The 23,266-nt window shown below is 68.7% G+C and carries 19 protein-coding genes; 9 read left to right on the forward strand and 10 right to left on the reverse strand.

Annotation, left to right across the window (positions count from 1 at the left end):
• The 3 genes from ACXMYJ_RS09640 to ACXMYJ_RS09650 form a co-directional block, all read right to left on the reverse strand.
• The coding region (locus ACXMYJ_RS09640; protein WP_460355726.1) for a lytic transglycosylase domain-containing protein at nt 1-1,221 on the reverse strand (1,221 nt) is incomplete at its 3' end.
• A 151-nt stretch (nt 1,222-1,372) separates the two neighbouring features.
• A complete protein-coding gene (locus tag ACXMYJ_RS09645; protein ID WP_260754722.1) occupies nt 1,373-1,918 on the reverse strand; it encodes a DUF1003 domain-containing protein in 546 nt (181 codons plus the stop codon).
• Nucleotides 1,915-3,210: a magnesium transporter MgtE N-terminal domain-containing protein gene (locus tag ACXMYJ_RS09650; protein WP_260754721.1), complete on the reverse strand. Its 1,296-nt coding sequence runs from the start codon at nt 3,208-3,210 to the stop codon at nt 1,915-1,917. The genes ACXMYJ_RS09645 and ACXMYJ_RS09650 overlap by 4 nt, the downstream gene beginning before the upstream one ends.
• 26 nt (nt 3,211-3,236) lie before the next feature.
• Between ACXMYJ_RS09650 and ACXMYJ_RS09655 the strand changes: the two genes are divergently transcribed.
• The gene (locus tag ACXMYJ_RS09655) at nt 3,237-4,193 is read left to right on the forward strand and encodes an HpcH/HpaI aldolase/citrate lyase family protein (RefSeq protein WP_260754720.1); all 957 of its coding nucleotides are present in this window, start codon (nt 3,237-3,239) and stop codon (nt 4,191-4,193) included.
• Nucleotides 4,194-4,206: 13 nt separating this feature from the next.
• On the opposite strand, the gene ACXMYJ_RS09660 is transcribed toward ACXMYJ_RS09655, so the two are convergent.
• Entirely contained in the window at nt 4,207-4,887 is a 681-nt protein-coding gene (locus ACXMYJ_RS09660; RefSeq protein ID WP_260754719.1) for a DUF4190 domain-containing protein, read from the reverse strand.
• Nucleotides 4,888-5,007: 120 nt separating this feature from the next.
• On the opposite strand from ACXMYJ_RS09660, the gene ACXMYJ_RS09665 reads away from it, so the two are divergent.
• The 3 genes from ACXMYJ_RS09665 (at nt 5,008) to ACXMYJ_RS09675 (ending at nt 7,444) form a co-directional block, all read left to right on the forward strand.
• Nucleotides 5,008-5,535, forward strand: coding sequence for a YflT domain-containing protein (locus ACXMYJ_RS09665; protein WP_260754718.1), 528 nt, complete (start codon nt 5,008-5,010; stop codon nt 5,533-5,535).
• A 143-nt stretch (nt 5,536-5,678) separates the two neighbouring features.
• Complete coding sequence (locus ACXMYJ_RS09670; RefSeq protein WP_260754717.1) at nt 5,679-6,854, forward strand: ABC transporter ATP-binding protein; 1,176 nt, start codon at nt 5,679-5,681, stop codon at nt 6,852-6,854.
• Nucleotides 6,851-7,444: a suppressor of fused domain protein gene (locus tag ACXMYJ_RS09675; RefSeq protein ID WP_260754716.1), complete on the forward strand. Its 594-nt coding sequence runs from the start codon at nt 6,851-6,853 to the stop codon at nt 7,442-7,444. The genes ACXMYJ_RS09670 and ACXMYJ_RS09675 overlap by 4 nt, the downstream gene beginning before the upstream one ends.
• A gap of 113 nt (nt 7,445-7,557) precedes the next feature.
• Here ACXMYJ_RS09675 and corA read toward each other — a convergent pair whose 3' ends face one another.
• The gene (gene corA, locus ACXMYJ_RS09680; RefSeq protein ID WP_260754715.1) at nt 7,558-8,673 is read right to left on the reverse strand and encodes a magnesium/cobalt transporter CorA; all 1,116 of its coding nucleotides are present in this window, start codon (nt 8,671-8,673) and stop codon (nt 7,558-7,560) included.
• A 144-nt stretch (nt 8,674-8,817) separates the two neighbouring features.
• On the opposite strand from corA, the gene ACXMYJ_RS09685 reads away from it, so the two are divergent.
• Nucleotides 8,818-9,999, forward strand: coding sequence for an NAD(P)-dependent malic enzyme (locus ACXMYJ_RS09685; protein WP_443187133.1), 1,182 nt, complete (start codon nt 8,818-8,820; stop codon nt 9,997-9,999).
• A gap of 55 nt (nt 10,000-10,054) precedes the next feature.
• Nucleotides 10,055-10,870 (forward strand): glycine betaine ABC transporter substrate-binding protein, encoded by an 816-nt coding sequence (locus tag ACXMYJ_RS09690; protein ID WP_460355842.1) that lies wholly within the window; start codon nt 10,055-10,057, stop codon nt 10,868-10,870.
• Between the two features lie 109 nt (nt 10,871-10,979).
• Here ACXMYJ_RS09690 and ACXMYJ_RS09695 read toward each other — a convergent pair whose 3' ends face one another.
• Nucleotides 10,980-11,810, reverse strand: coding sequence for an SDR family NAD(P)-dependent oxidoreductase (locus tag ACXMYJ_RS09695; protein WP_443187134.1), 831 nt, complete (start codon nt 11,808-11,810; stop codon nt 10,980-10,982).
• Between the two features lie 121 nt (nt 11,811-11,931).
• On the opposite strand from ACXMYJ_RS09695, the gene ACXMYJ_RS09700 reads away from it, so the two are divergent.
• Nucleotides 11,932-12,285, forward strand: coding sequence for a DUF732 domain-containing protein (locus tag ACXMYJ_RS09700; protein ID WP_260754713.1), 354 nt, complete (start codon nt 11,932-11,934; stop codon nt 12,283-12,285).
• A gap of 140 nt (nt 12,286-12,425) precedes the next feature.
• Here the strand turns inward: ACXMYJ_RS09700 and ACXMYJ_RS09705 are convergent, their stop codons facing one another.
• Nucleotides 12,426-16,217, reverse strand: coding sequence for a multifunctional oxoglutarate decarboxylase/oxoglutarate dehydrogenase thiamine pyrophosphate-binding subunit/dihydrolipoyllysine-residue succinyltransferase subunit (locus tag ACXMYJ_RS09705; RefSeq protein ID WP_260758231.1), 3,792 nt, complete (start codon nt 16,215-16,217; stop codon nt 12,426-12,428).
• Nucleotides 16,218-16,471: 254 nt separating this feature from the next.
• Nucleotides 16,472-17,212 (reverse strand): hypothetical protein, encoded by a 741-nt coding sequence (locus tag ACXMYJ_RS09710; protein ID WP_260754712.1) that lies wholly within the window; start codon nt 17,210-17,212, stop codon nt 16,472-16,474.
• A 140-nt stretch (nt 17,213-17,352) separates the two neighbouring features.
• On the opposite strand from ACXMYJ_RS09710, the gene ACXMYJ_RS09715 reads away from it, so the two are divergent.
• Both ACXMYJ_RS09715 and ACXMYJ_RS09720 read left to right on the forward strand, forming a co-directional pair.
• Entirely contained in the window at nt 17,353-18,621 is a 1,269-nt protein-coding gene (locus tag ACXMYJ_RS09715; protein WP_396884615.1) for a multidrug effflux MFS transporter, read from the forward strand.
• A gap of 101 nt (nt 18,622-18,722) precedes the next feature.
• Nucleotides 18,723-20,513: an MFS transporter gene (locus tag ACXMYJ_RS09720; protein ID WP_260754711.1), complete on the forward strand. Its 1,791-nt coding sequence runs from the start codon at nt 18,723-18,725 to the stop codon at nt 20,511-20,513.
• On the opposite strand, the gene ACXMYJ_RS09725 is transcribed toward ACXMYJ_RS09720, so the two are convergent.
• On the reverse strand, nt 20,510-21,901 hold the full coding sequence (locus ACXMYJ_RS09725) for an NAD(P)/FAD-dependent oxidoreductase (protein ID WP_260754710.1): 1,392 nt from the start codon (nt 21,899-21,901) through the stop codon (nt 20,510-20,512). The two genes, ACXMYJ_RS09720 and ACXMYJ_RS09725, sit on opposite strands and share 4 nt — an antisense overlap.
• Nucleotides 21,902-21,919: 18 nt before the next feature.
• Nucleotides 21,920-23,266, reverse strand: coding sequence for an FAD-binding oxidoreductase (locus ACXMYJ_RS09730; protein ID WP_260758229.1), 1,347 nt, complete (start codon nt 23,264-23,266; stop codon nt 21,920-21,922).

A 23,266-nucleotide genomic window follows, 5' to 3' on the forward strand; every position in this document is an offset into this window, starting at 1 on the left:
GGCCGGCGGCGCCGCCGGAGCGGGCGGCAGGCCGAACGGAGCCGCGGGCGCCGGGGCGGGTGCGGGGGGCGCCGGGGCGGGTGCGGGGGGCGCCGCGGGCGGGAGGTCTTTGATGCAGAACACCGCGCACTCGGGCGCTCGCTGCTGTGGCTGCTGAATCCACGGCGGCACCCATGCCGGCGGCGGTGGGGCCACCGGTTCGGGCAACGCCTGCGGCGCCGGTCCGGGCAGCGGGCCGAGGCTTTGGCCCGGCACGAAGCCCGGCACGTTCTGGTTGATCTGGCTGGCCACATCGGTGCGGCTCATCAGGGGGATCAATGCCAGCGGATCGTTGGCGGGCAGGCCGGTCGCGTTGAGCGGAAGGCCCGGGCCGATGCCCTCTCGCCGGTCGAGGTGGCTGTTGGTGGTGGCCGCGGTGCTCAGCTCGGGAACCTCACCGGTGATCGGCGGTAGGTCGACCGGAACGACGCCGGTCGCGTATGCCGCGGCCCAGCTCAGCACGTTCTGGGCGTAGGCCATCGAGTTGTTGTAGCGCAGGATCGCGGCGATGACGTCGGGCTGATTGCGCAGGTTCATGTTGCCGCTGCACAGGTAGCGGGCCGCGGCCAGTGAGGCGTCGTACAGATTCTGGACGTCGGCCTTACCGTCGCCGTCACCATCGGAGGCATACCGTGACCACGTTCCGGGCAGGAACTGCATCGGCCCCATGGCCCGGGCGTAGATCACGCGATCGGCCGACCGGCTCTGCACGATGACCTCGTTGCCGGGCAGTGTGCCGTCCAGCGCGGGCCCGTAAATCGGCCGCACCGCGGTGCCGCGGGCGTCGGTGGCGCCGCCGTAGGCGTGCATCGACTCGATGCGCCCGATGCCGGCCAGCAAGTTCCAGCTCAGCCCGCAGCCGGGGTAGGCCGCCGCCATCATGGTCTCGGCGTTGCGGTAGGCGGCCAGCGCCGTCGACGGAATGCGAAGTGTGCCAGGCGAAGTGACGACCAGTGGCGGCGGGGGAGCCGACGAGCTGTTGGCCACGGTGCGCAACGGGGCCGGGGTCTTGGTGACAGCGACGACCGACGGGCCGGAACGGTCCGGTGCCGACGGGGCGACCGCGGCCAGTGGCATCACCGCCGAGTCGCGGCCGGGCTGGGTCGCCTGGGGAGCAGACGCGCCGACGGCTCCGGCGAGCACCAGTGGTGTGAGTACCGCGGCGACGCCGAATGCCGGCATCCGGACGAACTGCCCCGCGCGCCGCCGGGCCGCTGTGAGGGCCGGTCCTCCCCCTATGTGCACTCGACCGTCCTAGCTGTCAGATCACCTGTGAATCAAGTCACCATACCTATTGGGCAACGTTGGTGTTACAGCAATGGGCGTGAGTGTCTCAGCCGGATTTCTTGGTCCTGCGTTCACCTGCGTCTTGTTTGCCGCTCTCGGGTCTGCCGGCGTCGGCGCGGGCGTGCAGATCCTGGATCAGCTCGCGGATCTCCTCCAGTTCGCGGCGCAGGTAGTCGCGGGTGGCGACCTCGCCGACGGCCAACCGCAGCGCCGCGAGCTCGCGGGCCAGGAACTCGGTGTCGGCCTTGGTCTGTTCGGCGCGTCGGCGATCCTCCTCCAGAGCGACCCGGTCGCGGTTCTCCTGGCGGTTCTGGGCGAGCAGGATCAGCGGCGCCGCATAAGCCGCCTGGGTGGAGAAGGCCAGGTTGAGGAGGATGAACGGGTACGGGTCCCATTGCCAGGCGAACGCGCCGAGGTTGAGCAGGATCCACACGATCACGACGATGGTCTGGATCGCGAGATAGCGGCCGGTGCCCAGGAACCGGGCGATCCGTTCGCTGAACCGGCCCACGGCCTCGACGTCCAGCCGGGGCGCCAGGCTCCGCGAGATCCTGGGGGTGTCCAGGCGCTGACGCGACGATGCGTCGCTCATGTGGCCTTCTCGGCGGTCACGATCACGGGCTCGGCCTCTCGTTCACGCCAGTCGTCGGGCAGCAGATGGTCCAGGACGTCGTCGACCGACACGGCCCCCAGCAGGTGGTTCTCCTCGTCCACCACCGGGCCGCACACCAGGTTGTAGGCCGCGAAATACCGGGTCACCGCGCCGAGCGAGTCCTCCGGGCCCAGCGTCGGCAGATCGGTGTCGATGATGCCGCTGACCAGCGCGGCGGGCGGCTCGCGGAGCAGCCGCTGGAGGTGCACGCACCCCAGGTAGCGTCCGGTCGGGGTGGCGGTCGGCGGCCGCACCACGAACACCAACGACGCCAGCGCCGGGGTCAGATCCGGGTCGCGGACCCGCGCCAGCGCCTCGGCGACGGTGGTGTCCGGGGCGAGTGCCACCGGTTCGGAGGTCATCAGACCGCCCGCGGTGTTCGGTGAGTGGCTCAGCAGCCGGCGGACGTCCTCGGAGTCCTCCGGATCCATCCGGCGCAGGAACTGTTCGGCGTCGGCGGGCGTCATCGTGCCCAGCAGATCGGCGGCGTCGTCGGGGTCCATCGCCTCGAGCACGTCGGCCGCCCGGTCGGTCTTGAGTTGGCGGAGCAGGGCCACCTGCTGGTCCACCGGCAGTTCCTGCAGCACATCGGCGAGGCGCTCGTCGTCGAAGGCATTGATCACCTCGTAGCGCCGCTTGGCGGGCAGTTCCCGGATCGCGTCGGCCACCTCGACGGCGCGCTGGCCCTCGAACTGCTCCAGCAGCTGGGCCACTCCCTGATCGGGCATCGCCAGACCGGACGGGGTGAGGCCCTGCACGTTCTGCCAGTCGACGGTGTAGACGTTGCTCCGCCGGCCCAGCCGGCGCTGCTGGCGCACCGCGACCTTGGTGACCATCCAGTCGCGGGTGCGGGTCTGTTCGATGGCGAGGTCGACGACCACGACGTCCACCCCGGCCAGTTCCGGCAGGTCCGGATCGTCGACGCGGACCCGGGTCTCGATCACCTGCCCGAGCACCAGCACCTCACCGGGCCGCTGGGAGAAGCGCCGCAGCGAGACGTTGCCCGTCGACAGTGTGACCGCGCCCGGCTCGATGGCCGTGACGCGCAAGATCGGCACGAAAATTCTTCTGCGGGTGAGCAATTCGATGACGAGGCCGAGCACACGGGGTTGTTGGCGTACGACGCTGATGCCGACGACCACGTCACGGACACGGCCGATGGATTCGCCGTCGGGTCCGAGTACGACCATGCCCGCGAGACGAGCCGCATAGACCCTGTTGACCGACGCCATGGTTGTAAAGGGTAGAGAGTGTTGTTGTGGAAAACCGGTATCGACCCCGTCGGACGTGCCTGTCCGTGCCGGGCAGCAGCGCGAAGATGATCCAGAAGGCCAAGACCCTTCCCGCCGATCAGGTGTTCCTCGACCTTGAGGACGCCGTCGCCCCGGAGGCCAAGGCGCAGGCGCGCGAGCAGGTTGCCGCGGCGCTGGCCGAGCCGGGGTGGTCCGGAGCGCTGCGCGGGGTGCGCGTCAACGACTGGACCACCCCGTGGACGCATGCCGACATCATCGAGGTGGTCGCCAGGGCTGGGACCGCGCTGGACGTCGTGGTGCTGCCCAAGGTGACCGACGTGTCACACGTGTACGCCCTCGATCTCCTGCTCGGCCAGCTGGAGGCCACGCACGATCTGCCATTGGGGCACATCGGTATCGAGGCCCAGATCGAGGACGCCAAGGGGCTGACGAACGTCGACCTCATCGCCGCGGCACCCCGGGTCCAGGCCCTGGTGCTCGGTCCCGCTGATCTGATGGCGAGCCTGAACATGCGGACTCTGGAAGTCGGGGAGCAGCCCGAAGGGTACGGCGAGGGCGACGCCTATCACCACGTGTTGATGCGGATCCTGGTGGCGGCACGCGCCAACGGCATCGCCGCCATCGACGGCCCGTATCTGAAGGTGCGGGACGTCGAAGCGTTCCGGCGGGTCGCGGGCCGCTCGGCGGCGCTGGGCTACGACGGCAAGTGGGTGCTGCATCCCGACCAGATCGAGGCGGGCAACGAAATCTACAGCCCCCGTCAGGAGGCCTACGACCATGCCGAATTGATCCTGGAAGCCTACGAGTGGCACACCTCGAAGGCCGGCGGCGCCAGGGGAGCGGCGATGCTCGGCGACGAGATGATCGACGAGGCCAGCCGCAAGATGGCGCTGGTGATCGCGGGCAAGGGCAGGGCCGCGGGTATGCAGCGCAAGGGCGAGAGGTTCCAGCCGCCGAGCTAAGTGGTCCCGCGGGTCAGGAGCCCGAGCCGATGATGGCCAGGGTGGCGATGCCGCTGATCAGAAGGGTGAGCACACCGACGACGATGCCGGCGATCGCCAGCCCGTTGCCGTCCTGGTGGGTCTGCTTGATCTGGCCCATCGCCACGATGCCGAGCACGATCCCGACGATGGACCCCAGGCAACAGAACAGGCCGACGCACGAGGCCACCAGGGAGCCGATCGCCATGGTGTTGGTGCCCTGCGGGGGCGGCGGCCCGTAACCGAACTCGGCCCCGGTCCACCCGCCGGCGGGCGGATATCCGCCGGGTACGGCGCCGTACGGCGGCGGCGGGTAGGACGGGCCACCGAAATCCGGGGGCGGGTATCCCGGTGGGGCGTAGCCGGGGCCCGGGTAGGGCGCGGGCGGGCCGGCGTCGGGGTAGGGCGGCGGGTAACCGGCGGGCGGCGGATAGTCCGGCGCCGCGAAACCCCCGGGCGGCGGGTAGCCGGTGGTCGGCGTGTACGCCGGAGGCTGGTCGTACCCCGAGACCGGCGGCGGGTTGTATGCCGGCGGGTAGTTCTGCGGCTGCTCGGCCGCGGTGCCCTGGGTGTGCTCGATCGGAGGCGCTTCATAACCGGCCGAGGAAGGTTCGGACCCTCCCGTGGGGGAGTCGGACGATTCGCTACGGCCTGCGTCGTTGTCCGAATTTGTCATGCTGATCAACCTAGCCTAGCCGTGGGAAACCCGAGGTGAGCGCCGCGGCGGCACCTTCCGGGGGTGCCGCTCGTTGATCAGGGGACTAGCGTTACGTGGGCGTAGCGAAGGAGTGACGAGATGACCAGCCCGTTTCAGCCAGGACAGAATCCCGCTGCGGCGCCCGGCGGCCCGGCCACGGGACGTGGTCGCCCGGTAGGCCTTCCGACCCCGCCCAAGGGTTGGCCGATCGGTTCGTATCCCACCTATGCGGAGGCGCAGCGCGCCGTGGACTACCTGTCCGACCAAGAGTTTCCGGTCCAGCAGGTCACCATCGTCGGCGTGGACCTGATGCAGGTCGAGCGCGTCACAGGACGGTTGACGTGGCCGAAGGTGCTCGGCGGCGGGGTGCTCACCGGCGCCTGGCTGGGCCTGTTCATCGGTTTGATTCTCGGGTTCTTCAGCCCCAACCCGTGGAGTGCGCTCGTCACCGGGTTGATCGCCGGTGTGTTCTTCGGCCTGATCACCTCGGCGATCCCGTATGCGATGGCGCGCGGGACAAGAGATTTCAGTTCGACGCTGCAGCTGGTGGCCGGACGCTACGACGTGCTCTGCGACCCGCAGAACGCCGAGCGCGGCCGGGATCTGCTCGCCCGCCTGACCATCTGACTCCTGCGTCGTGCACCGCGGCGGCCTGCGGTGACGATGTTGCACTCGGCGACGCGTTGGCCCTAGTTTTGCCCCGCGGGACAATCCCGTCGCAGGGGCGGGTATCGGTGTGATGCCCGGGCCCGTGCGGTGAGAGGGAGCCGATGGCTGAGATCGTTTTGGACGGGGTGACCAAGAGTTACCCCGACGGCACGGCGGCTGTGCGCGACCTGTCGATCACGGTCGCCGACGGCGAATTCGTGATCCTGGTCGGGCCGTCGGGTTGCGGTAAGTCCACCACGCTCAACATGATCGCCGGACTCGAAGAGATCACCTCTGGCGAGTTGCGTATCGACGGTGAGCGGGTCAACGAGCGGTCGGTCAAAGACCGCGACATCGCGATGGTGTTCCAGTCGTATGCTCTCTACCCGCACATGACGGTGGGCGAGAACATCGCGTTCCCGCTGACCCTGGCCAAGCTGAACAGGTACGAGATCGCGCAGAAGGTCGAGCAGACGGCGAAAACCCTTGACCTGACTGCCGTGCTGGACCGTAAGCCGAGCCAGCTCTCGGGGGGTCAGCGCCAGCGGGTCGCGATGGGGCGCGCCATCGTACGGAATCCCAAGGCCTTCCTGCTGGACGAGCCGTTGTCGAATCTCGATGCGAAGCTGAGGGGGCAGATGCGCACCGAGATCGCGCGTCTGCAGAAGCGGCTCGGGACGACGACGCTCTATGTGACCCATGACCAGACCGAGGCCATGACGCTCGGTGACCGGGTGGTGGTGATGTCGAGTGGCGCTGTGCAGCAGATCGGCACCCCCGAGGAGTTGTACCGCTCACCTGTCAACCTTTTCGTGGCGGGGTTCATCGGTTCCCCGGCGATGAACTTCTTCCCGGCCGCGCTGACCGAGCTCGGTATCCGGTTGCCTTTCGGTGAGATCCCGTTGACCGGAGCCGTCTACGAGCGGCTCAGGGATCACCGCTTCGCCGATGACCTGATCGCGGGGATCCGTCCGGAACACCTCGAGGACGCGGCCGTCATCGACGCCTATGCCAAGATCGGCGCCCTGGTGTTCGAGGTCACCGTCGAGATGGTGGAGACGCTGGGCGCCGACAAGTACGTCTACTTCGGGGTAGACGGCCCCGCGGCGCAGGCGGTGCAGCTGGCCGAGGTCGCCGCGGAGTCGGCGGCCGGTGAGAACGAGTTCGTCGCACGGTTTCCGGTGCATTCGGCGGCCAAGCCCGGGTCGACCGTGCAGCTGGCGTTGAATCCGGCCAACGTGCAGCTGTTCGATCCCCGTACCGGAAGCAACCTGTCCCTGCCGGAAGTGCGCGCATGACCGAGGTTCTCGACCTGGTTCGTGCGCATGTGCGGGATCACTTCGCCCGCAACGGCATCACCGCCGAGCCGGGCATTGCCAGCGTCACCTTCCTCGGCACCGAACGCATCGACGTGCTGCGCTTCGCCGGGCCGGGAGACGCTGCGGTGCAGTATGTTTCGCTGGGGTGCTCGCGGCATCCGATGGTCGACCCGACCGACATGGTGGCCGATCCGGTGCAGGGTCCCCGTGCGGAGGTCGTGGTCGCGTTGCGCGGCCCCTCGCCTGCCGGGTTGTCGCGCTCGGTCGCGATCGTCGCGGCGGCCCCCGCGGTCGAGGGTCTGGTTCTGGCGCCGGACGCGCTGGTCGACCTCGAGACGCCGTTGTGGGAAGGTGCGCCGTTCACGGCATTTCTGTTGGGCCACAGCGATATCGACGACGTCGTGTTGCCCGAGCCGTTGTCGCCGGTGACGCTGCTCTCGGCGGTGCCGATCACCCCGACGGAGGCGGCGTGGGTGCGACTCAAGGGTGCGGAGGCGATGAGGGAGGCGTGGGTGCAGGACGGGGTCGATCCGACGGACCCACGGCGGCGAGCCGCCAATCCAACCTGAGCGGCGAGCCGCCAATCCAACCTGAGCGGCGAGCCGCCCCTGATTCGGCCGAGATTGCAGTCAGCGCGGGATCACCGCGAGATTCTGCGCGTGGAATGCGATTTCGACGAGAATCAGAGCCAGTTGTTGCGCCGGAAGTTGCGGTACAGCAGCACGCACACCGTGGCCATCACCAGCAGGATCATCGGATAGCCGAATTCCCAGTGCAATTCAGGCATCGCATCGAAGTTCATGCCGTAGATGCCGGCCATCGCGGTGGGTACGGCGGCGATGGCGACCCAGGCCGAGATCTTGCGCATGTCGACGTTCTGCTGCATCGCGACTTTACCGAGCGCGGCCTGCACCATCGAGCTCAGCATCTCGTCGAAGCTGGCGATGCGGTCGGCGGCTTTGATGGTGTGGTCGAGGACGTCGCGCATGTAGCGGCGGATCTCGGCGTCGACCAGGTCGGCGTGGTCGCTGCCGATGCTCTGCAGATCGGTGGCCAGCGGGCTGACGGCCCGCCGCAGTTCGACGACCTCACGTTTGAGCAGGTAGATGCTCTCGATGTCGGTGCGCGCCTGCGGCGAGAAGATGTCCTCTTCCATGGCGTCGATGTCGTTCTCGATCAGATCGGTCACGTCGAGGTAGGTGTCGACGACCTGATCGGCGATCGCGTGCATCACCGCGTGCGGGCCGAGCCTCAGATTCGCCGGTGAGCTCTCCAGGCGTTTGCGCACCCCCGCGAGCCCGCCGTGTTCACCGTGGCGCACGGTGACGACGTAGTCCTTGCCGACGAAGATCATGACCTCGCCGGTCTCGACGATCTCCCGGGCCTTGGCCATCGAGTCGTGCTCGACATAGGTGACGGTCTTGAGGACCAAAAACAGCATGTCGTCGTAGCGCTCGAGTTTCGGGCGCTGGTGGGCGTGTACGGCGTCCTCGACGGCCAGTTCGTGCAGGCCGAAGACGTCGGCGACGGTCTGCATCTGTTGTTCGTCGGGTTCGTGCAGACCGATCCAGACGAAGGCCGCTTTCCCTTCGGCTTCGAGGTCGTGCACCTTGGCCAGCGCGGCGGCGTGGGTGTACTTGCCGGGCAACCGCTGGCCTTCGGAGTAGACGCCGCAGTCGACCATCGCCTGCGAAACCGGGAGGTGGATTCGTCTCGCGTCCGGACCGTCCTGACCTGCACCGCGCGCCTTGCCGGTAGGACGGCCCATCGACGGCGGCAACGCACGGAACGCCGGCATGTGCGACCTCCCCTCGTCAGGGCGCAGGGCTCGGACCTGCCCTTCGGGCACCGGCGAGAATCGTACGCGCCGGTGCTGCGCCGTCGGCCTCACCGCGGGGGAACCCGTTCCGGTGAGTTCACGGGGTGGACTACCCTGACGCCCGTGTCGGAATCAGTGGGATCGGTCGAGCGCACGCCGCAGGTCGTCATCGAGGACAGCGAGATCTTCGAGGCTCACGAGGGCGGCAAGCTCTCGGTCGAACTGAAGTCGCCGCTGGACACCCAGCGGGCGCTGTCGATCGCATACACCCCGGGTGTGGCCCAGGTCAGCCGGGCGATCGCGGCGGACAAGACGCTGGCCGCGAAGTACACGTGGGCGAACCGGCTGGTCGCGGTCGTCAGTGACGGCAGCGCGGTGCTGGGACTCGGGGACATCGGTGCGGCGGCGTCGCTGCCGGTGATGGAGGGCAAGAGCGCCCTGTTCAAGACGTTCGGCGGGCTGGACTCGATCCCGATCGTGCTGGACACCAACGATCCCGACGAGATCGTCGAGACGCTGATCCGGCTGCGGCCCAGCTTCGGCGCGGTGAATCTGGAGGACATCTCCGCCCCGCGCTGTTTCGAGATCGAGCGGCGTGTCATCGAGGCCCTGGATTGCCCGGTGATGCACGACGACCAGCACGGCACCGCGATCGTGGTGCTCGCCGCGCTGCACGGTGCGGCGAAGGTGCTCGACCGCGACATGAATACGCTGCGCGTGGTGATCTCCGGTGCCGGCGCCGCCGGGGTGGCGTGCGCGAACATTCTGCTGGCCAAGGGCATCGCCGACGTCACGGTGCTCGATTCCAAGGGGATCGTCCACACCGGCCGTGATGACCTGAACCCGTTCAAGGCCGCGCTTGCCGAGCGCACCAACCCGGCCGGCCGTACCGGGGGGATCGCCGAGGCGCTCGACGGCGCCGACATGTTCCTTGGTCTGTCGGCGGGTCTGGTCCCGGAGAACATCATCGCGACGATGGCGCCCAACGGGATCGTGTTCGCACTGTCGAATCCCGATCCCGAGATCCATCCGGACGCAGCCCGCAAATACGCGGCCGTGGTGGCGACCGGCCGCAGCGATTTCCCGAACCAGATCAACAACGTGCTGGCTTTCCCCGGGGTGTTCCGTGGGGCGCTGGATGCCGGCGCCCGGCGCATCACCGAGAAGATGAAGGTCGCTGCGGCCGAGGCGATCTTCTCGGTCGTCGGCGACGATCTCGCCGTCGACCATATCGTCCCGAGCGCGCTGGATCCGCGGGTGGGCCCCGCGGTGGCCGCCGCGGTTGCCGCCGCCTCTGAGGACTAGTCGACTGAGCCGCAACAGTTTTCGGGGCCCCTTGCTGCGGCTGGCGGCCGTGGTGATGGCCGGTGGGATACTGGCCGGGTGCGGTGGCCAGTCGTCGCCCCCGTCGATCCCGGTCGGCTCGCCGGCCGATCCGGAATCGCAGCTGATCGCCCACCTGTATGCGGCGGCGCTGCGTTATTACGGGAACCCGGCACACGTGACGGTGGCCGATGACCCGCTCGAATCGCTCGACCGGGACGAGGTGCAGGTGGCTCCCGGGTTCACCGGAACGCTGCTGGCGCGGTTCGCGCCCGACTCCGCGGCGCGGTCGGATGTGCAGGTCTACCGCACTCTGTTGTCGGTGCTGCCCGAGGGGGTCGCCGCCGGCGACTACACCACCTCGGCCGAGGACAAGCCGGCCGTGGCGGTCACCGAACAGACGGCGGACGACTGGGGCGGTCGCGACGTCGGCGCGATGGCCCGCCGCTGCGAGGGAATCTCGCTCGGCGCGGTCGCCGCGGTGCCGCACCCGTCGACGGTGGGGACGTGCTCCTTGGCACCGGCGCGGTCCTTCGCCGACGACGACGCCATGTTCGCCGCGCTCCGGGCCGGGGAGATCGACGCGGCGTGGACGACGACGGCGGCTCCCGATGTGCCCTCGCAGGTCGTGGTGCTGTCGGACAAGACGGCGTTGATCCGCGCCGAGAACCTGGTCCCGCTGTATCGGCGCAACGAGCTGACCGAGTCTCAGGTGCTGGCACTCAACGAGATCGCCGGTGTGCTGGACACCGGTTCGCTGGCGGACATGCGACGCATGGTCGCCGAGGGCACCGACCCGGGTCTGGTGGCCGGGCAGTGGCTCGACGCCCACCCACTCGGCATCGGCAACTGAGCCTGGCCCTCACCGCGACCGTGCGTGTCTGCGGCGGACACGCCGTCGAGATCAGGCACTTTCCGCACGCTCGTCGCGCCGGCTCCGCACGCTCGAGAGGGCGAGCGGGCTACTTCGTCTTCGGTGTCAGCCGGGCCACGGCCTTGGGGAACAGGCTCTGGTATCCGGCGCCGACGACGCGGATGACGATCTCGAACATCTTCGCGTCGTTGCCCACCAAAATGCGGGCCTTGTTCTTGCGCACGCCGTCGAGGATGATCTTGGCGGCTTTCTCCGGGGTCGTGCTGGCGAGTTTCTTGTCGAAGGTCTTGGCCAGTTCCTCGGCGTCGAGCCCCTCGGCGGCGGTGGCGTTGCGTGCGATCGCGGTCTTGATGCCGCCGGGGTGCACACACGACACCTTGACCGGATGTCCGGCCAGTGCCATCTCCTGACGCAGTGCTTCGGTGAAGCCGCGAACGGCGAACTTCGCGGAGTTGTACGCCGCCTGGCCGGGCACCGAGAACAGGCCGAAGACGCTCGAGACGTTGACGACGTGTCCGTCGCCGGAGGCGATCAGGTGCGGCAGGAACGCCTTGGTGCCGTTGACCACACCCCAGTAGTCGACGTCCATCACCCGTTCCATGTCCTTGAACTGGCTGACCTCGATGTCGCCGGTGAACGCGATGCCGGCGTTGTTGTAGATCTGGTTGACCTTGCCGAAGTGCTCGGCGACGCTGTCGGCGTAGAGCAGGAACGCTTCGCGTTCGCTCACATTGAGGCGGTCGGCCTTCACCTGGGCGCCGATCGCCTTGAGCCGCTCCTCGGTGACCGCCAGGCCCTCGGTGTCGACGTCGCTGATCGCCACGTGCGCGCCGGAGCGCCCCAGTTCGATCGCCAGCGCCTGACCGATACCCGATCCGGCGCCGGTCACGACGACGACCTTTCCGGCAAAGCCCTCCATGTCAACTCCCTCGTGGTGTTCTACGCGTGTTGAGTTGGTGCGAGCTTACCGGTACCGCGGGTACCGATGCGGAATGGGTCACGGCGGTAATGACCGGAGCCGTCGCGACGACAGTCCGGGTATGAAGTTGACCTACCCGGCCGTCGCAGCGCTGTGCGCGTCGGCCGCCGCGGCCGCGACGCTCACCGCGGCCCCGGTCCACGCCGACACCGCGAACGACGTCTTCCTGTCGACGTTGCAGCACTACCGCCTCGGCGACATCGATCCGGCCACCGCGATGCGAGTCGGCCAGTCGGTGTGCCCGATGCTCGCCGAACCGGGGCAGAACGCGGCGAATGTGGCGGCCGACGTCGCCGACGCGCTCGGGCGCCCGCTGGGGCCCGCGACCATGTTCACCGGCTTGGCCATTCAGATCTTCTGCCCGCGCGCGGTCAATGCGCTCACCGACGGTGTGCCGTTCTCGTTCTTCCGCTGAGAGAACATCGGCGGCCCGTCCGGCCGCGCCCGCAGCCGACCGTGACCGTGCGCAAAGTGCGCACGATCCACGGCGTGTCGGCTGCAAACACGCACGCTCGCCGGAAGAAGCGCGCCGGGGCAGGAGGCGGCCCTCGGTCCTTACGCGAACGCTTCGTCGATGATCTCCTGCTGCTCGACTGCGTGCACCTTCGACGAACCCGACGACGGCGCCGACATCGCGCGCCGTGAGATCCGCTTGATGCCGGCGAACTTCTCCGGCAGCACCTCGGGCAGCGTCAACCCCAGCGTCGGCCAGGCGCCCTGGTTGGCAGGCTCCTCCTGCACCCAGAACTTCTCCTCGATGTTCGGGTACCGGTCCAGAGTCTCGGCCAGCCGTCGCTTCGGCAGTGGTGCCAGCTGCTCCAGGCGCACGATCGCCACGTCGTCGCGCTCCTGCTTGGCCTTGCGGGCCGCCAGCTCGTAGTACAGCTTTCCGCTGGTCAGCAGCAGCCGCTTGACCTTCGACCGGTCGCCGGTGCCCTCGGTGTAGGTGGGCTCCTCCAGCACCGACCGGAACTTGGCCTCGGTGAAGTCCCGCAGGTCGCTGACGGCGGCCTTGTTACGCAGCATCGACTTCGGCGTGAACACGATCAGCGGGCGGCGGATCCCGTCCAGGCCGTGGCGGCGCAGCAGGTGGAAGTAGTTCGCCGGTGTCGAGGGCACCGCGATCGTCATCGACCCTTCGGCCCACAGCTGCAGGAACCGCTCGATGCGGCCCGACGTGTGGTCAGGTCCCTGGCCCTCGTGGCCGTGCGGCAGGAGCAGCACCACGTCGGAGAGCTGGCCCCACTTGGCCTCGCCGGAGGAGATGAACTCGTCGATGATCGACTGCGCACCGTTGACGAAGTCGCCGAACTGGGCCTCCCACAGCACCAGCGCGTCGGGGTTGCCGACGGAGTAGCCGTACTCGAAACCGACGGCCGCGTACTCCGACAGCGCCGAGTCGTAGACCATGAACCGGCCGCCCGTCGGGTTGCCGTCGGCATCGACGGTCAGCAGCTCCAGCGGCGTGAACTCCCGGCCGGTCTTGCGGTCGATGATCACCGAGTGACGCTGGGTGAACGTGCCGCGCCGCGTGTCCTGGCCGGTCAGCCGGATGGTCTTGCCCTCGGCCAGGAACGAGCCCAGCGCCAGCAGCTCGGCGAACGCCCAGTCGACCTTGCCCTCGTAGGCCATCTCCCGGCGCTTCTCCAGCACCGGCTTGACGCGCGGATGCACGTTGAAGTCGTCGCCGAACGCCAGGTGCGCGTCACCGATGCGGGCCAGCAGGGACTTGTCGACGGCCGTGGTCATGCCGGCGGGCACCATCTGGTCGGACTCCACGGACTCACTCGGAGCGATCGTGTGTTTCTCCAGCTCACGGACCTCGTTGAACACCCGCTCGAGCTGGCCCTGGTAGTCGCGCAGCGCGTCTTCGGCTTCCTTCATCGAGATGTCGCCGCGGCCGATCAGCGCCTCGGTGTAGGACTTGCGGACACCGCGCTTGGTGTCGATCACGTCGTACATGTTCGGCTGGGTCATCGACGGGTCGTCGCCCTCGTTGTGGCCACGCCTGCGGTAGCACAACATGTCGATGACGACGTCCTTCTTGAACTTCTGCCGGAAATCGACGGCCAGCTTGGCCACCCACACCGCGGCTTCGGGGTCGTCGCCGTTGACGTGGAAGATCGGCGCGCCGATCATCTTCGCGACGTCCGTGCAGTACTCCGAGGAGCGGGAGTCGCTCGGCGAGGTGGTGAAGCCGATCTGGTTGTTGACGATGATGTGGAGCGTGCCGCCGGTGCGGTAGCCGCGTAGCAGCGCCAGGTTCAGCGTCTCGGCGACCACGCCCTGCCCGGCGAACGCGGCGTCGCCGTGCAGCATCATCGGCACGACCGAGAACTGCTCGGTGCCGTCGACCTCCTCGCCGACGTTCATCAGGTCCTGCTTGGCGCGGACGATGCCCTCCAGCACCGGGGCGACGGCTTCGAGGTGGCTGGGGTTGGCCACCAGCGAGACGTCGATGTCGTTGTCTCCGAACATCTGGATGTAGGTGCCGTTGGCGCCGAGGTGGTACTTCACATCGCCGGAGCCGTGCGCCTGCGACGGGTTCAGGTTGCCCTCGAACTCGGTGAAGATCTGGGAGTACGGCTTGCCGACGATGTTGGCCAGCACGTTGAGCCGGCCGCGGTGCGGCATCCCGATCACGACCTCGTCGAGTCCGTGCTCGGCACACTGGTCGATGGCCGCATCCATCATCGGGATGACGGTTTCGGCGCCCTCTAGCGAGAACCGTTTCTGCCCAACGTATTTGGTCTGCAGGAAGGTCTCGAACGCCTCGGCGGCGTTGAGCTTGCTCAGGATGTACTTCTGCTCGGCAACCGTCGGCTTCTCGTGCTTGACCTCGATGCGCTCCTGCAACCACTGCTGCTGCTCGGGCTCGAGGATGTGGGTGTACTCCACGCCGATGTGGCGGCAGTAGGCGTCCCGCAGCAGGCCGAGGATGTCGCGCAGCTTCTTGTGGGTCGCCCCGGCGAAGCCGTTCACCTTGAACTCGCGGTCGAGGTCCCACAGGGTCAGGCCGTGAGTGTTGACGTCGAGGTCGGGGTGGCTGCGGAATCGGGTCTTGTCCAGCCGCAGCGGGTCGATGTCGGCCATCAGGTGGCCGCGGTTGCGGTAGGCCGCGATCAGCTCGATGACGCGGGCGTTCTTGTCCTCGATGGAGTCCGGGTTGTCGATACGCCAGCGGACGGGCTCGTAGGGGATGCCCAGAGCGCGGAAGATCTCGTCGTAGAACTCGTCGTCGAGCAGCAGCTGGTGGATCGTGCGCAGGAAGTCGCCCGATTCGGCGCCCTGGATGATGCGGTGGTCGTAGGTCGACGTCAGCGTCATCAGCTTGCCGACGCCCAGCTCGGCGATGCGCTCCTCGCTCGCGCCCTGGAACTCGGCCGGGTACTCCATCGCGCCCGCGCCGATGATCGCACCCTGGCCCTGCATCAGGCGCGGCACCGAGTGCACGGTGCCGATGGTGCCGGGGTTGGTCAGCGAAATCGTCACGCCCGCAAAGTCTTCGGCGGTGAGCTTGCCGTCGCGGGCACGCCGCACGACGTCCTCGTAGGCGGCGATGAACTGCCCGAAGTGCATATTCTCGGTGTTCTTGATCGCGGCGACGACCAGGGAGCGCTTACCGTCCTTGCCCTGCAGGTCGATGGCCAGGCCCAGGTTGGTGTGCGCGGGTGTGACGGCAGTCGGCTTGCCGTCGGTCTCGGCGAAATGCCGATTCATGTTCGGGAACTTCTTGACCGCCTGCACGATCGCGTAGCCCAGCAGGTGGGTGAACGAGATCTTGCCGCCGCGCGTGCGCTTGAGGTGGTTGTTGATGACGATGCGGTTGTCGATCATCGCCTTGGCCGGGATGGCGCGCACGCTCGTCGCGGTCGGGACCTCCAGCGAGGCGGACATGTTCTTGGCCACGGCCGCGGCGGCGCCGCGCAGGACCTGGGTCTCGTCGTCCCCGGAGGTGGCCGCGGCCTTGGGCTTCGGCGCGGGCGAGGATTTGGCGTCGGACTTGTCGGTCCGGTCGGTCCTGTCGGTCCCGGTGCCCGACTTCGCGGGGGCTTTGTCCGTGGGTTTGGTGTCGCTCTTGGCGGGGGTCTTGTCCGCGGGTTTGGTCTTCGCTTTGTCGCTGGGCTTGGGTGTGTCGGTCCTGGTCGGCTGCCGACCGTTGGCGGTTTCCGGCGCCGGAGCCGGCGCGGGCTCCGGGGGAGCGGTCGGCCTGCCGTTGCTGCCGACAGACGACCCGCTTCCGCCGGGGGCGGGAGCGTCGTGCATGGGCTCGGGAGAGTAGTCGACGAGGAACTCGTGCCAACTCGGGTCAACCGATGACGGATCCTCGCGGAACTTGCGGTACATCTCTTCGACCAACCACTCGTTCTGACCGAATGGTGAAGGTGAGCTCACGGCTGCTTTTCGCCTCAATTCTTCGCTTCGGGCCAGCACCCCGCGGCAGCCGGCCACCCCTTTTCGACCCGGTGTGCGGTTACCCGCGTTTCAGCCGCCTCAAGGCTAGCGCTTCCGTCACCGACCCGACCAGGCAACGTACTTATGGTCATTGCGGTCACGCAGCGAGGACCGGCTGCGGCGAGTCGGATGCCCGCCGGGGCGCGCTACGAACGTTGTGGGGGCAGCAGATGCAGCAGGGAGGGCCAGCGGGTCGGCGGCTCGCCGAACGCCTTGTGCGCGTTGCCGACGATCCTCTTGCCCATCAACCGGTTGCCGACACCGCCGACGACGGCGCCGATCCCGACGGGCAGCATCTTGCCGAACGCCAACGCGCCGCGCTTGAGCGTGTAGCGCTTGACGAAATACCGCAGCAGCCGTGAGTTCAGCGTGGACAGGGCAGGCAGCGGCAGCGTCGCAGCGCCGTCGGACACCCACGCTCCGCTGGTGCGACGCGGACCGATGAGGTCGGCCACCGCGCGCTTGCTGTCCTCGCCGACGAGCACCGACAGCACGAGCGCGCGGCGGCGCTCGCGGTGTTCGGCGGGGATGCCGTGCACCTCGGCGACGGCGAGCACATACAGCGCCGTCGCCTCGAGGAAGACCACGGTCTCGCCGGCCACGGCCGACATCGCGACCAAGGTGCCGATGCCGGGATACGCGGCGGCGGACCCGACCGCCGCGCCGCTGGCCGTCACCGTCGCCATGTACTGCTTGTCCAGCCTGGCGATGATCTCGGCGGGGCCGGCTCCGGGATCGCTGTGCCGCAACCTCTCCACGTAGGCCTTGACGGCCGGCCCCTGCACGCGGGCTCCGCGCTCGATGATCTGGGAGAGCGCCTTGGCGGCGACGCCCGGATCCTCGTCGACGACCGCGGGCGGATTCTTGGCTCGTGACTTGGCACTCATGGGTGCGTCCTCCCTGTGAACCTGATCTCAGGCTAACGCGTAGACAACGAACGGCGACGGCGGCCACGTGCCCGGATGTGATCGCGGTCTCGGTCGGCGATCCGGGGAAGAAATTATTGGGAAGTGTCGCTAACCAAACAGTGGCAATATCCCCGGACGTGGATGTGAGGCAAACCGTGCTCGAAGCTCCGCCGAACCGCACCCGGATGATCGTGGTGCTCGGACTACTCGTGGCGTTGGGCCCGCTGACCATCGACATGTATCTGCCGGCCCTGCCGAGGATCGGTGAGGAGCTCTCGGTGTCCTCGTCGGTCACCCAGCTCACGCTGACCGGCACACTGGCGGGCCTGGCGATCGGGCAGCTGGTCATCGGTCCGCTGTCGGACTCGCTGGGCCGCCGCAGGCCGCTGTTCGCCGGCATCGTGGTGCACATGGCCGCCTCGCTGCTGTGCCTGTTCGCGACCAACATCACCGTGCTCGGCATCGCCCGCGGACTGCAGGGCATGGGTGCCGCGGCCGGCATGGTGGTCGCGATCGCGGTCGTCGGTGACCTCTACAAGGACAACGCCGCCGCGACGGTCATGTCGAGGTTGATGCTGGTGCTGGGTGTCGCGCCGGTGCTGGCGCCGTCGCTGGGCGCCGCGGTACTGCTGCACGGCTCGTGGCACTGGGTGTTCGCCGCGCTCGTGGTCATCGCCGGCGCGCTGCTGGTGATGGCGGTGCTGGGGTTGCCCGAGACACTTCCGGTCGACCACCGCCGTCCGCTCAAGGTGCGCGGCATCGCGATGACGTACCTGGAACTGCTCCGCGACGTGCGGTTCGTGATCCTGATGATGGTCGGCGCGCTGGGCATGTCGGGCCTGTTCGCCTACATCGCCGGTGCCTCGTTCGTGCTGCAGGGCCGGTTCGGCCTGGGACAGACCGCGTTCGCGCTGGTGTTCGGCGCCGGTGCGATCGCGCTGATCGGCACCACCCAGTGCAACGTCGTACTGCTCAAAAGGTTCACCCCGCAGCAGATCATGCTGTGGGCGCTGGTCGCGGCTTCGGTGTCCGGCGCGGTGTTCGTCGCGCTGGCCGCCGCGCACGTCGGCGGGCTGTTCGGTTTCGTGATCCCCGTGTGGGCCATCCTGGCCGCGATGGGCCTGGTGATCCCGAACGCGCCCGCAGTCGCTCTGATGCGCCACCCCGATGCCGCGGGCACCGCCGCAGCGCTGCTCGGCGCCGTGCAGTTCGGGATGGGAGCGGCGATCGCGCCGGTGGTCGGGGTGCTGGGCAACGACGAGCTCGCGATGGCCGTCGTGATGGCCGCCGGTGTCCTCGTCGCATTGACCGCGCTGCTGCTGACCGGCGTGCACCGCAACCCGTCACCGGCCGCCGTCACCGAGGAGGCGGTCGCCGAGTCCGCCTGAGCGCGCGGGCGTCCGCGCGCTGACTTGTCGGGGCTTCCGCCGGACCGTAGCGTCAGGCGCGACGATCATCTCCCCCCGAGTGAATTCTGGCTGACTGCACCATGTTCGAAACCGTGACGCCGCGTGCCAGGGGTGCCAACCCCTGGCACGCGTTGTGGGCACTGCTGGTCGGGTTCTTCATGATCCTGGTCGACGCGACGATCGTGCCCGTCGCCAATCCGGCGATCATGGCCCAGTTGAACGTCGACTACGACGCGGTGATCTGGGTGACCAGCGCCTACCTGCTGGCCTACGCCGTGCCGCTGCTGGTCGCCGGCCGGCTCGGGGACCGGTACGGGCCCAAGACCATGTACCTGCTCGGTCTGGCGGTGTTCACGGTCGCATCGCTGTGGTGCGGGCTTTCGGACAGCATCGCCATGCTGGTCGCCGCCCGGGTGCTACAGGGCGTGGGCGCGGCGCTGCTCACCCCGCAGACACTGACGGTGATCACCCGCACCTTCCCGGCGCACAACCGCGGCGTGGCGATGAGCGTGTGGGGCGCCACCGCCGGAGTCGCGACGCTGGCCGGACCGCTGGCCGGCGGGGTGCTGGTGGACACGCTGGGCTGGCAGTGGATCTTCATCGTCAACGTGCCGGTGGGCATCGTGGGCTTGGCCCTGGCGGTGTATCTGGTGCCGTCGCTGCCGACTCAGCGCCGGCAGCGCCTCGATCTGCCCGGGGTGGTGCTGTCCGGGGTCGGCATGTTCCTGATCGTGTTCGCGCTGCAGGAAGGCCAGGCCCACCACTGGGCCGCCTGGATCTGGGCCACCGTCGCCGTCGGTGTCGCGGTGATGGTGGTGTTCGTGTACTGGCAGTCGATCAACACCGGCGAACCGCTGATACCGCTGATCATCTTCCGGGACCGGAACTTCTCGATGTCCAACCTCGGGGTGGCGACGATCGGGTTCGTCGCCACCGGGATGATCCTGCCGCTGATGTTCTACGCGCAGGCGGTATGTGGCCTGACCCCGACGCAGGCGGCGGTGCTGACCGCGCCGATGGCCGTCGCGACCGGTGTGCTGGCGCCGGTGGTGGGCCGCATCGTCGACCGGGCCCATCCGCGCTCGGTGGTCGGGTTCGGCTTCTCCCTGATGGCGATCGGCCTGACGTGGCTGTCCATCGAGATGACGCCCACCACCCCGATCTGGCGGCTGGTGCTGCCGCTGACGGCGATGGGCGTGGCGATGGCGTTCATCTGGTCGCCGCTGGCGGCGACGGCGACCAGGAATCTGCCCCCGCAGCTGGCCGGTGCCGGTTCCGGTGTCTACAACACCACCCGGCAGGTGGGTTCGGTGCTGGGCAGTGCGGGCATGGCGGCGCTGATGGCCTCCGAGCTGTCGGCCAAGCTCCCGGGCGGCGCAGGCGGGCCCCCGCAGGGTGAGGGCCAGGTGGCGCGGTTGCCCGAGTTCCTGCACGCGCCGTTCGCCGCGGCGATGTCGCAGTCGATGCTGCTGCCGGCGTTCGTCGCGCTCTTCGGCGTCGTCGCGGCGCTGTTCCTGATGGACCTGATCCGGTCGGTGTCGCAGGCCGCTGCCGAGTCCGTCACCGAACCGGACCCGCAGTCCGATCCGGGCCCGGGGTACGACCCGGACCACGAGCTGTATTGGGCCGACGGCGAAGACGACTACATCGAGTACGAGGTGCCCTGGGAGGAGCGCAGCGGTGTGGTGGCCGACACCGACGTGCTGCGCCCGGTTGCCATTCCCGATCCGGACCGGGAATGGCGCAGCATCCTCGATCAGCTGATGGTCGACGACGAGCCGGACCGTAATGGCCGCAACGGCTTTCATCTTCCACACGACGGCGACGGCGACGGGGCGAGCGGCGCGCGGGGCAAGCACGCGCGCGGCTAGCCGCTCATCAGTCCGATCAGCTGTTCGTTGGTCTTGCGCAGCGCCACGGCGAGGGCGCCCAGCGCCTTGTCGCGCACCCGTTCCTTGCCCGGCGGGAACACCGGGAACAGGTCGCGCGCGGCGTTGAGGCGCGCCGACTTCAACCACTCCATCAGATCCTGGTCGTGCAACCAGCGCAACTGAGCGGCGTTGTCGGCCAACGTGTGCCGAAGCCAGTCGATCGGCGCGTCGGGGTGCGGGACCGGCACACACAACTCGTTGCGGGTGGCGTCGTCGGGGTAGGCGGCCTCTACGTGGGCGATGAACGCCGAGCTGAACACCTGCTGGCAGCTGCGCACGCTCTGCAGTGTGATGTGGTCGCCGTCGAACACCGGCACCGACGGAGGCCGGGGCAGCCCCTGGGTCGTGCAGTCCACATACAACGAGGGTGCGGGCACCGTCACCGTGCCCTCGCGCAACCGGATGTGGTCGTGGTCGACGTGATCGATGTGGCCGAGACGCACCACATCGCCGATTAGGCGCAGGTGCTCCAGTTCGCGTTCCGACACGATCGCGCAGTGGTACATGGTGGGGGTTATCGCGGGGTCGAGACGCAGCAGGATCCGGGCGTCCTCGAGCCCGGCGAAAAGATCGTCGAGCGAGCCCGCGTCGGCGATCACCTGCATCCGCACCGCGACGGAGTCGCGCAGCGCCTTGACGAACCGCGGCCCCGGCTGGATGTTGGCCCGGTTCAGCAGCCACGACTCGCGGGGCCTGACCCAGCGCACCTGCTCGGGTGGTACCCCGTTGCGCAGCAGCCACAGGCAGCAGTCCATCCCGGTCTTGCCGCCACCCACGATCGTGAAGTGCTCGTGGGCCGGCGCGCGGCGCGGCAGGTCGTTGGGGGCGGCCACGTCGATTCCGTCGGCGGCCGAGAACGGCGCCGCGCGCATCGACTGCACGACGGTCAGCAGATAGGTGGCGTCGACGGTCCGGCGCCGCACCGTCACGCGGCGCTGTTCTCCGTCGAGGGTGCGGAAGGTGTTGTCGCCCAGATACCGCGCCATCGGAAAGTAGGTGAGCCGTCCGGTGGGCAGCATGTGGTTGCGCATCACCTGGTCGTAGTAGGCGCACACCTCGTGGCCGGTGGCCAGTTCGAAGAAGCCCTCGTTCAGACCGCTGCGGTCCACCTCGTCCTCGTTGCCCAGCGACTGTGAGTTCACGCCGTAGTAGGCCGACGGCTGGTGCAGCCGCACGAACGGATATACCGAGTTCCAGTGCCCGCCGGGCTGGTGGTTCTCGTCGACGAGCGCGATCGTCGCGTCCGTCTCGCTCAGCAGTGTGTCGACGAACGCCATCCCCATGGCGCCCGCCCCTACGACAAGGTAATCAGCCTCGATCCCGGCCATCCTGTGCCAAGGTACCGGTCAGGAGAACAGCACCGCGGGATTCAGATAGCCGGTGGGGTCGAAGGCGGCCTTGACCGCGCGCATCGCGGCGATGTCCGCCTCGGTCCGCGCCATCGCCAGATAGTCGCGCTTACGGGTCCCCACGCCGTGTTCGGAGCTGACGTTGCCGCCGTGACGGGCGATCAGCGCCATCATCGCCGAGTACAGGTCGCGCTCCCGGTCATCGTGGAGGTTGCAGCGCACGATGTTCAGGTGCAGGTTGCCCTCGCCGATGTGGCCGAACAGCACCGGGATGGCCTCGGGCGCATGCTCGGCGATCAGGGCTGCGGCCTCGTCGGCGAACCCGCGGATAGCTGAAAGCGGAAGCGACACATCGAACTTCAGGGGCGGACCGTAGACGCCGAGCACCTCGGCCACGGCCTCGCGGACCTGCCACAGCCGCTGCTGGGCATTCGTGTCGACCCCGACGGCCGGCTCGTCGGCCAGCTCGGCGTCCTCCAGCGCGTCGGCCAGCCGGTCGGTGAGATCGGTGACGCCGGCCAGTTCGATCAGCAACTGCCACGCGCCAAGGACCGGCGCGGCGACCCCGGCATGCTCGGCGGTCAGCGCGCTGGCTCTGGCGTCGATCAGCTCCAGCGCGGCGATCCCCTCCATGTCGCGGAACACCCGGCCCGTCGCGATCAGGGCCTCCAGGTCGTCGAAACCGCAGATCGCGGTGACGCGCTGCCGGGGTGTCGGGTGCAACCGCAGGTCCAGCGCGGTGATCACCCCGAGCGTGCCCTCGGCGCCGACGAACAGCGACGCCAGGTCGTAGCCGGTGTTGTCGCTGCGGACCTGGCTGTGCCGGTGCACCACGGTGCCGTCGGGAAGCACCACGTCGAGCCCGAGGACCTGTTCACCCATGTTGCCGTAGCAGACCGTGCGCAGTCCCCCGGCGTTGGTGGAGGCCATCCCCCCGACGGTGGCCGAATCCCGCGCGGCGAGATCGACGCCGAACACCAAGCCCGCCGTCCCGGCCGCGCGCTGCACCTCGGCCAGTGTCACCCCCGCGCCGACGCGGACCCGGCGCTCGAGGACGTCGACCTCGCCGATGTCGCGCAACCGCTCGGTCGAGAGCAGCACGTCGTCGTGTTCGGGCACCGTGCCGGCGACCAACGAGGTGCGTCCGCCCTGCACGGTCACGCTCACACCGGCGTCGCGGCACGCCCGCAGCACGGCGGCCACCTCGTCGGTGGAACCCGGACGCACCAGCAGCGACGCCCGGCCCCGGTACCGCCCGGTGTGGTCGACGCTGCGTCCGGCGAGCACGTCGGGATCGGTGCTCACGTGGGTGGCCCCGACGATCGCGGTGAGCCGGTCGGACAG

The organism is Mycobacterium sp. ZZG (genome assembly GCF_054786995.1).

Excerpts from the sequence above, each read along its gene's own strand:
- ACXMYJ_RS09645 (WP_260754722.1), bottom strand. The coding sequence starts at position 1,918 with ATGAGCGACGCATCGTCGCGTCAGCGCCTGGACACCCCCAGGATCTCG.
- ACXMYJ_RS09650 (WP_260754721.1), bottom strand. The coding sequence starts at position 3,210 with ATGGCGTCGGTCAACAGGGTCTATGCGGCTCGTCTCGCGGGCATGGTC.
- ACXMYJ_RS09660 (WP_260754719.1), bottom strand. The coding sequence starts at position 4,887 with ATGACAAATTCGGACAACGACGCAGGCCGTAGCGAATCGTCCGACTCC.
- ACXMYJ_RS09665 (WP_260754718.1), top strand. The coding sequence starts at position 5,008 with ATGACCAGCCCGTTTCAGCCAGGACAGAATCCCGCTGCGGCGCCCGGC.
- ACXMYJ_RS09670 (WP_260754717.1), top strand. The coding sequence starts at position 5,679 with ATGGCTGAGATCGTTTTGGACGGGGTGACCAAGAGTTACCCCGACGGC.
- ACXMYJ_RS09675 (WP_260754716.1), top strand. The coding sequence starts at position 6,851 with ATGACCGAGGTTCTCGACCTGGTTCGTGCGCATGTGCGGGATCACTTC.
- corA (WP_260754715.1), bottom strand. The coding sequence starts at position 8,673 with ATGCCGGCGTTCCGTGCGTTGCCGCCGTCGATGGGCCGTCCTACCGGC.
- ACXMYJ_RS09690 (WP_460355842.1), top strand. The coding sequence starts at position 10,055 with ATGGCCGGTGGGATACTGGCCGGGTGCGGTGGCCAGTCGTCGCCCCCG.
- ACXMYJ_RS09695 (WP_443187134.1), bottom strand. The coding sequence starts at position 11,810 with ATGGAGGGCTTTGCCGGAAAGGTCGTCGTCGTGACCGGCGCCGGATCG.
- ACXMYJ_RS09700 (WP_260754713.1), top strand. The coding sequence starts at position 11,932 with ATGAAGTTGACCTACCCGGCCGTCGCAGCGCTGTGCGCGTCGGCCGCC.
- ACXMYJ_RS09705 (WP_260758231.1), bottom strand. The coding sequence starts at position 16,217 with ATGTACCGCAAGTTCCGCGAGGATCCGTCATCGGTTGACCCGAGTTGG.
- ACXMYJ_RS09710 (WP_260754712.1), bottom strand. The coding sequence starts at position 17,212 with ATGAGTGCCAAGTCACGAGCCAAGAATCCGCCCGCGGTCGTCGACGAG.
- ACXMYJ_RS09720 (WP_260754711.1), top strand. The coding sequence starts at position 18,723 with ATGTTCGAAACCGTGACGCCGCGTGCCAGGGGTGCCAACCCCTGGCAC.
- ACXMYJ_RS09725 (WP_260754710.1), bottom strand. The coding sequence starts at position 21,901 with ATGGCCGGGATCGAGGCTGATTACCTTGTCGTAGGGGCGGGCGCCATG.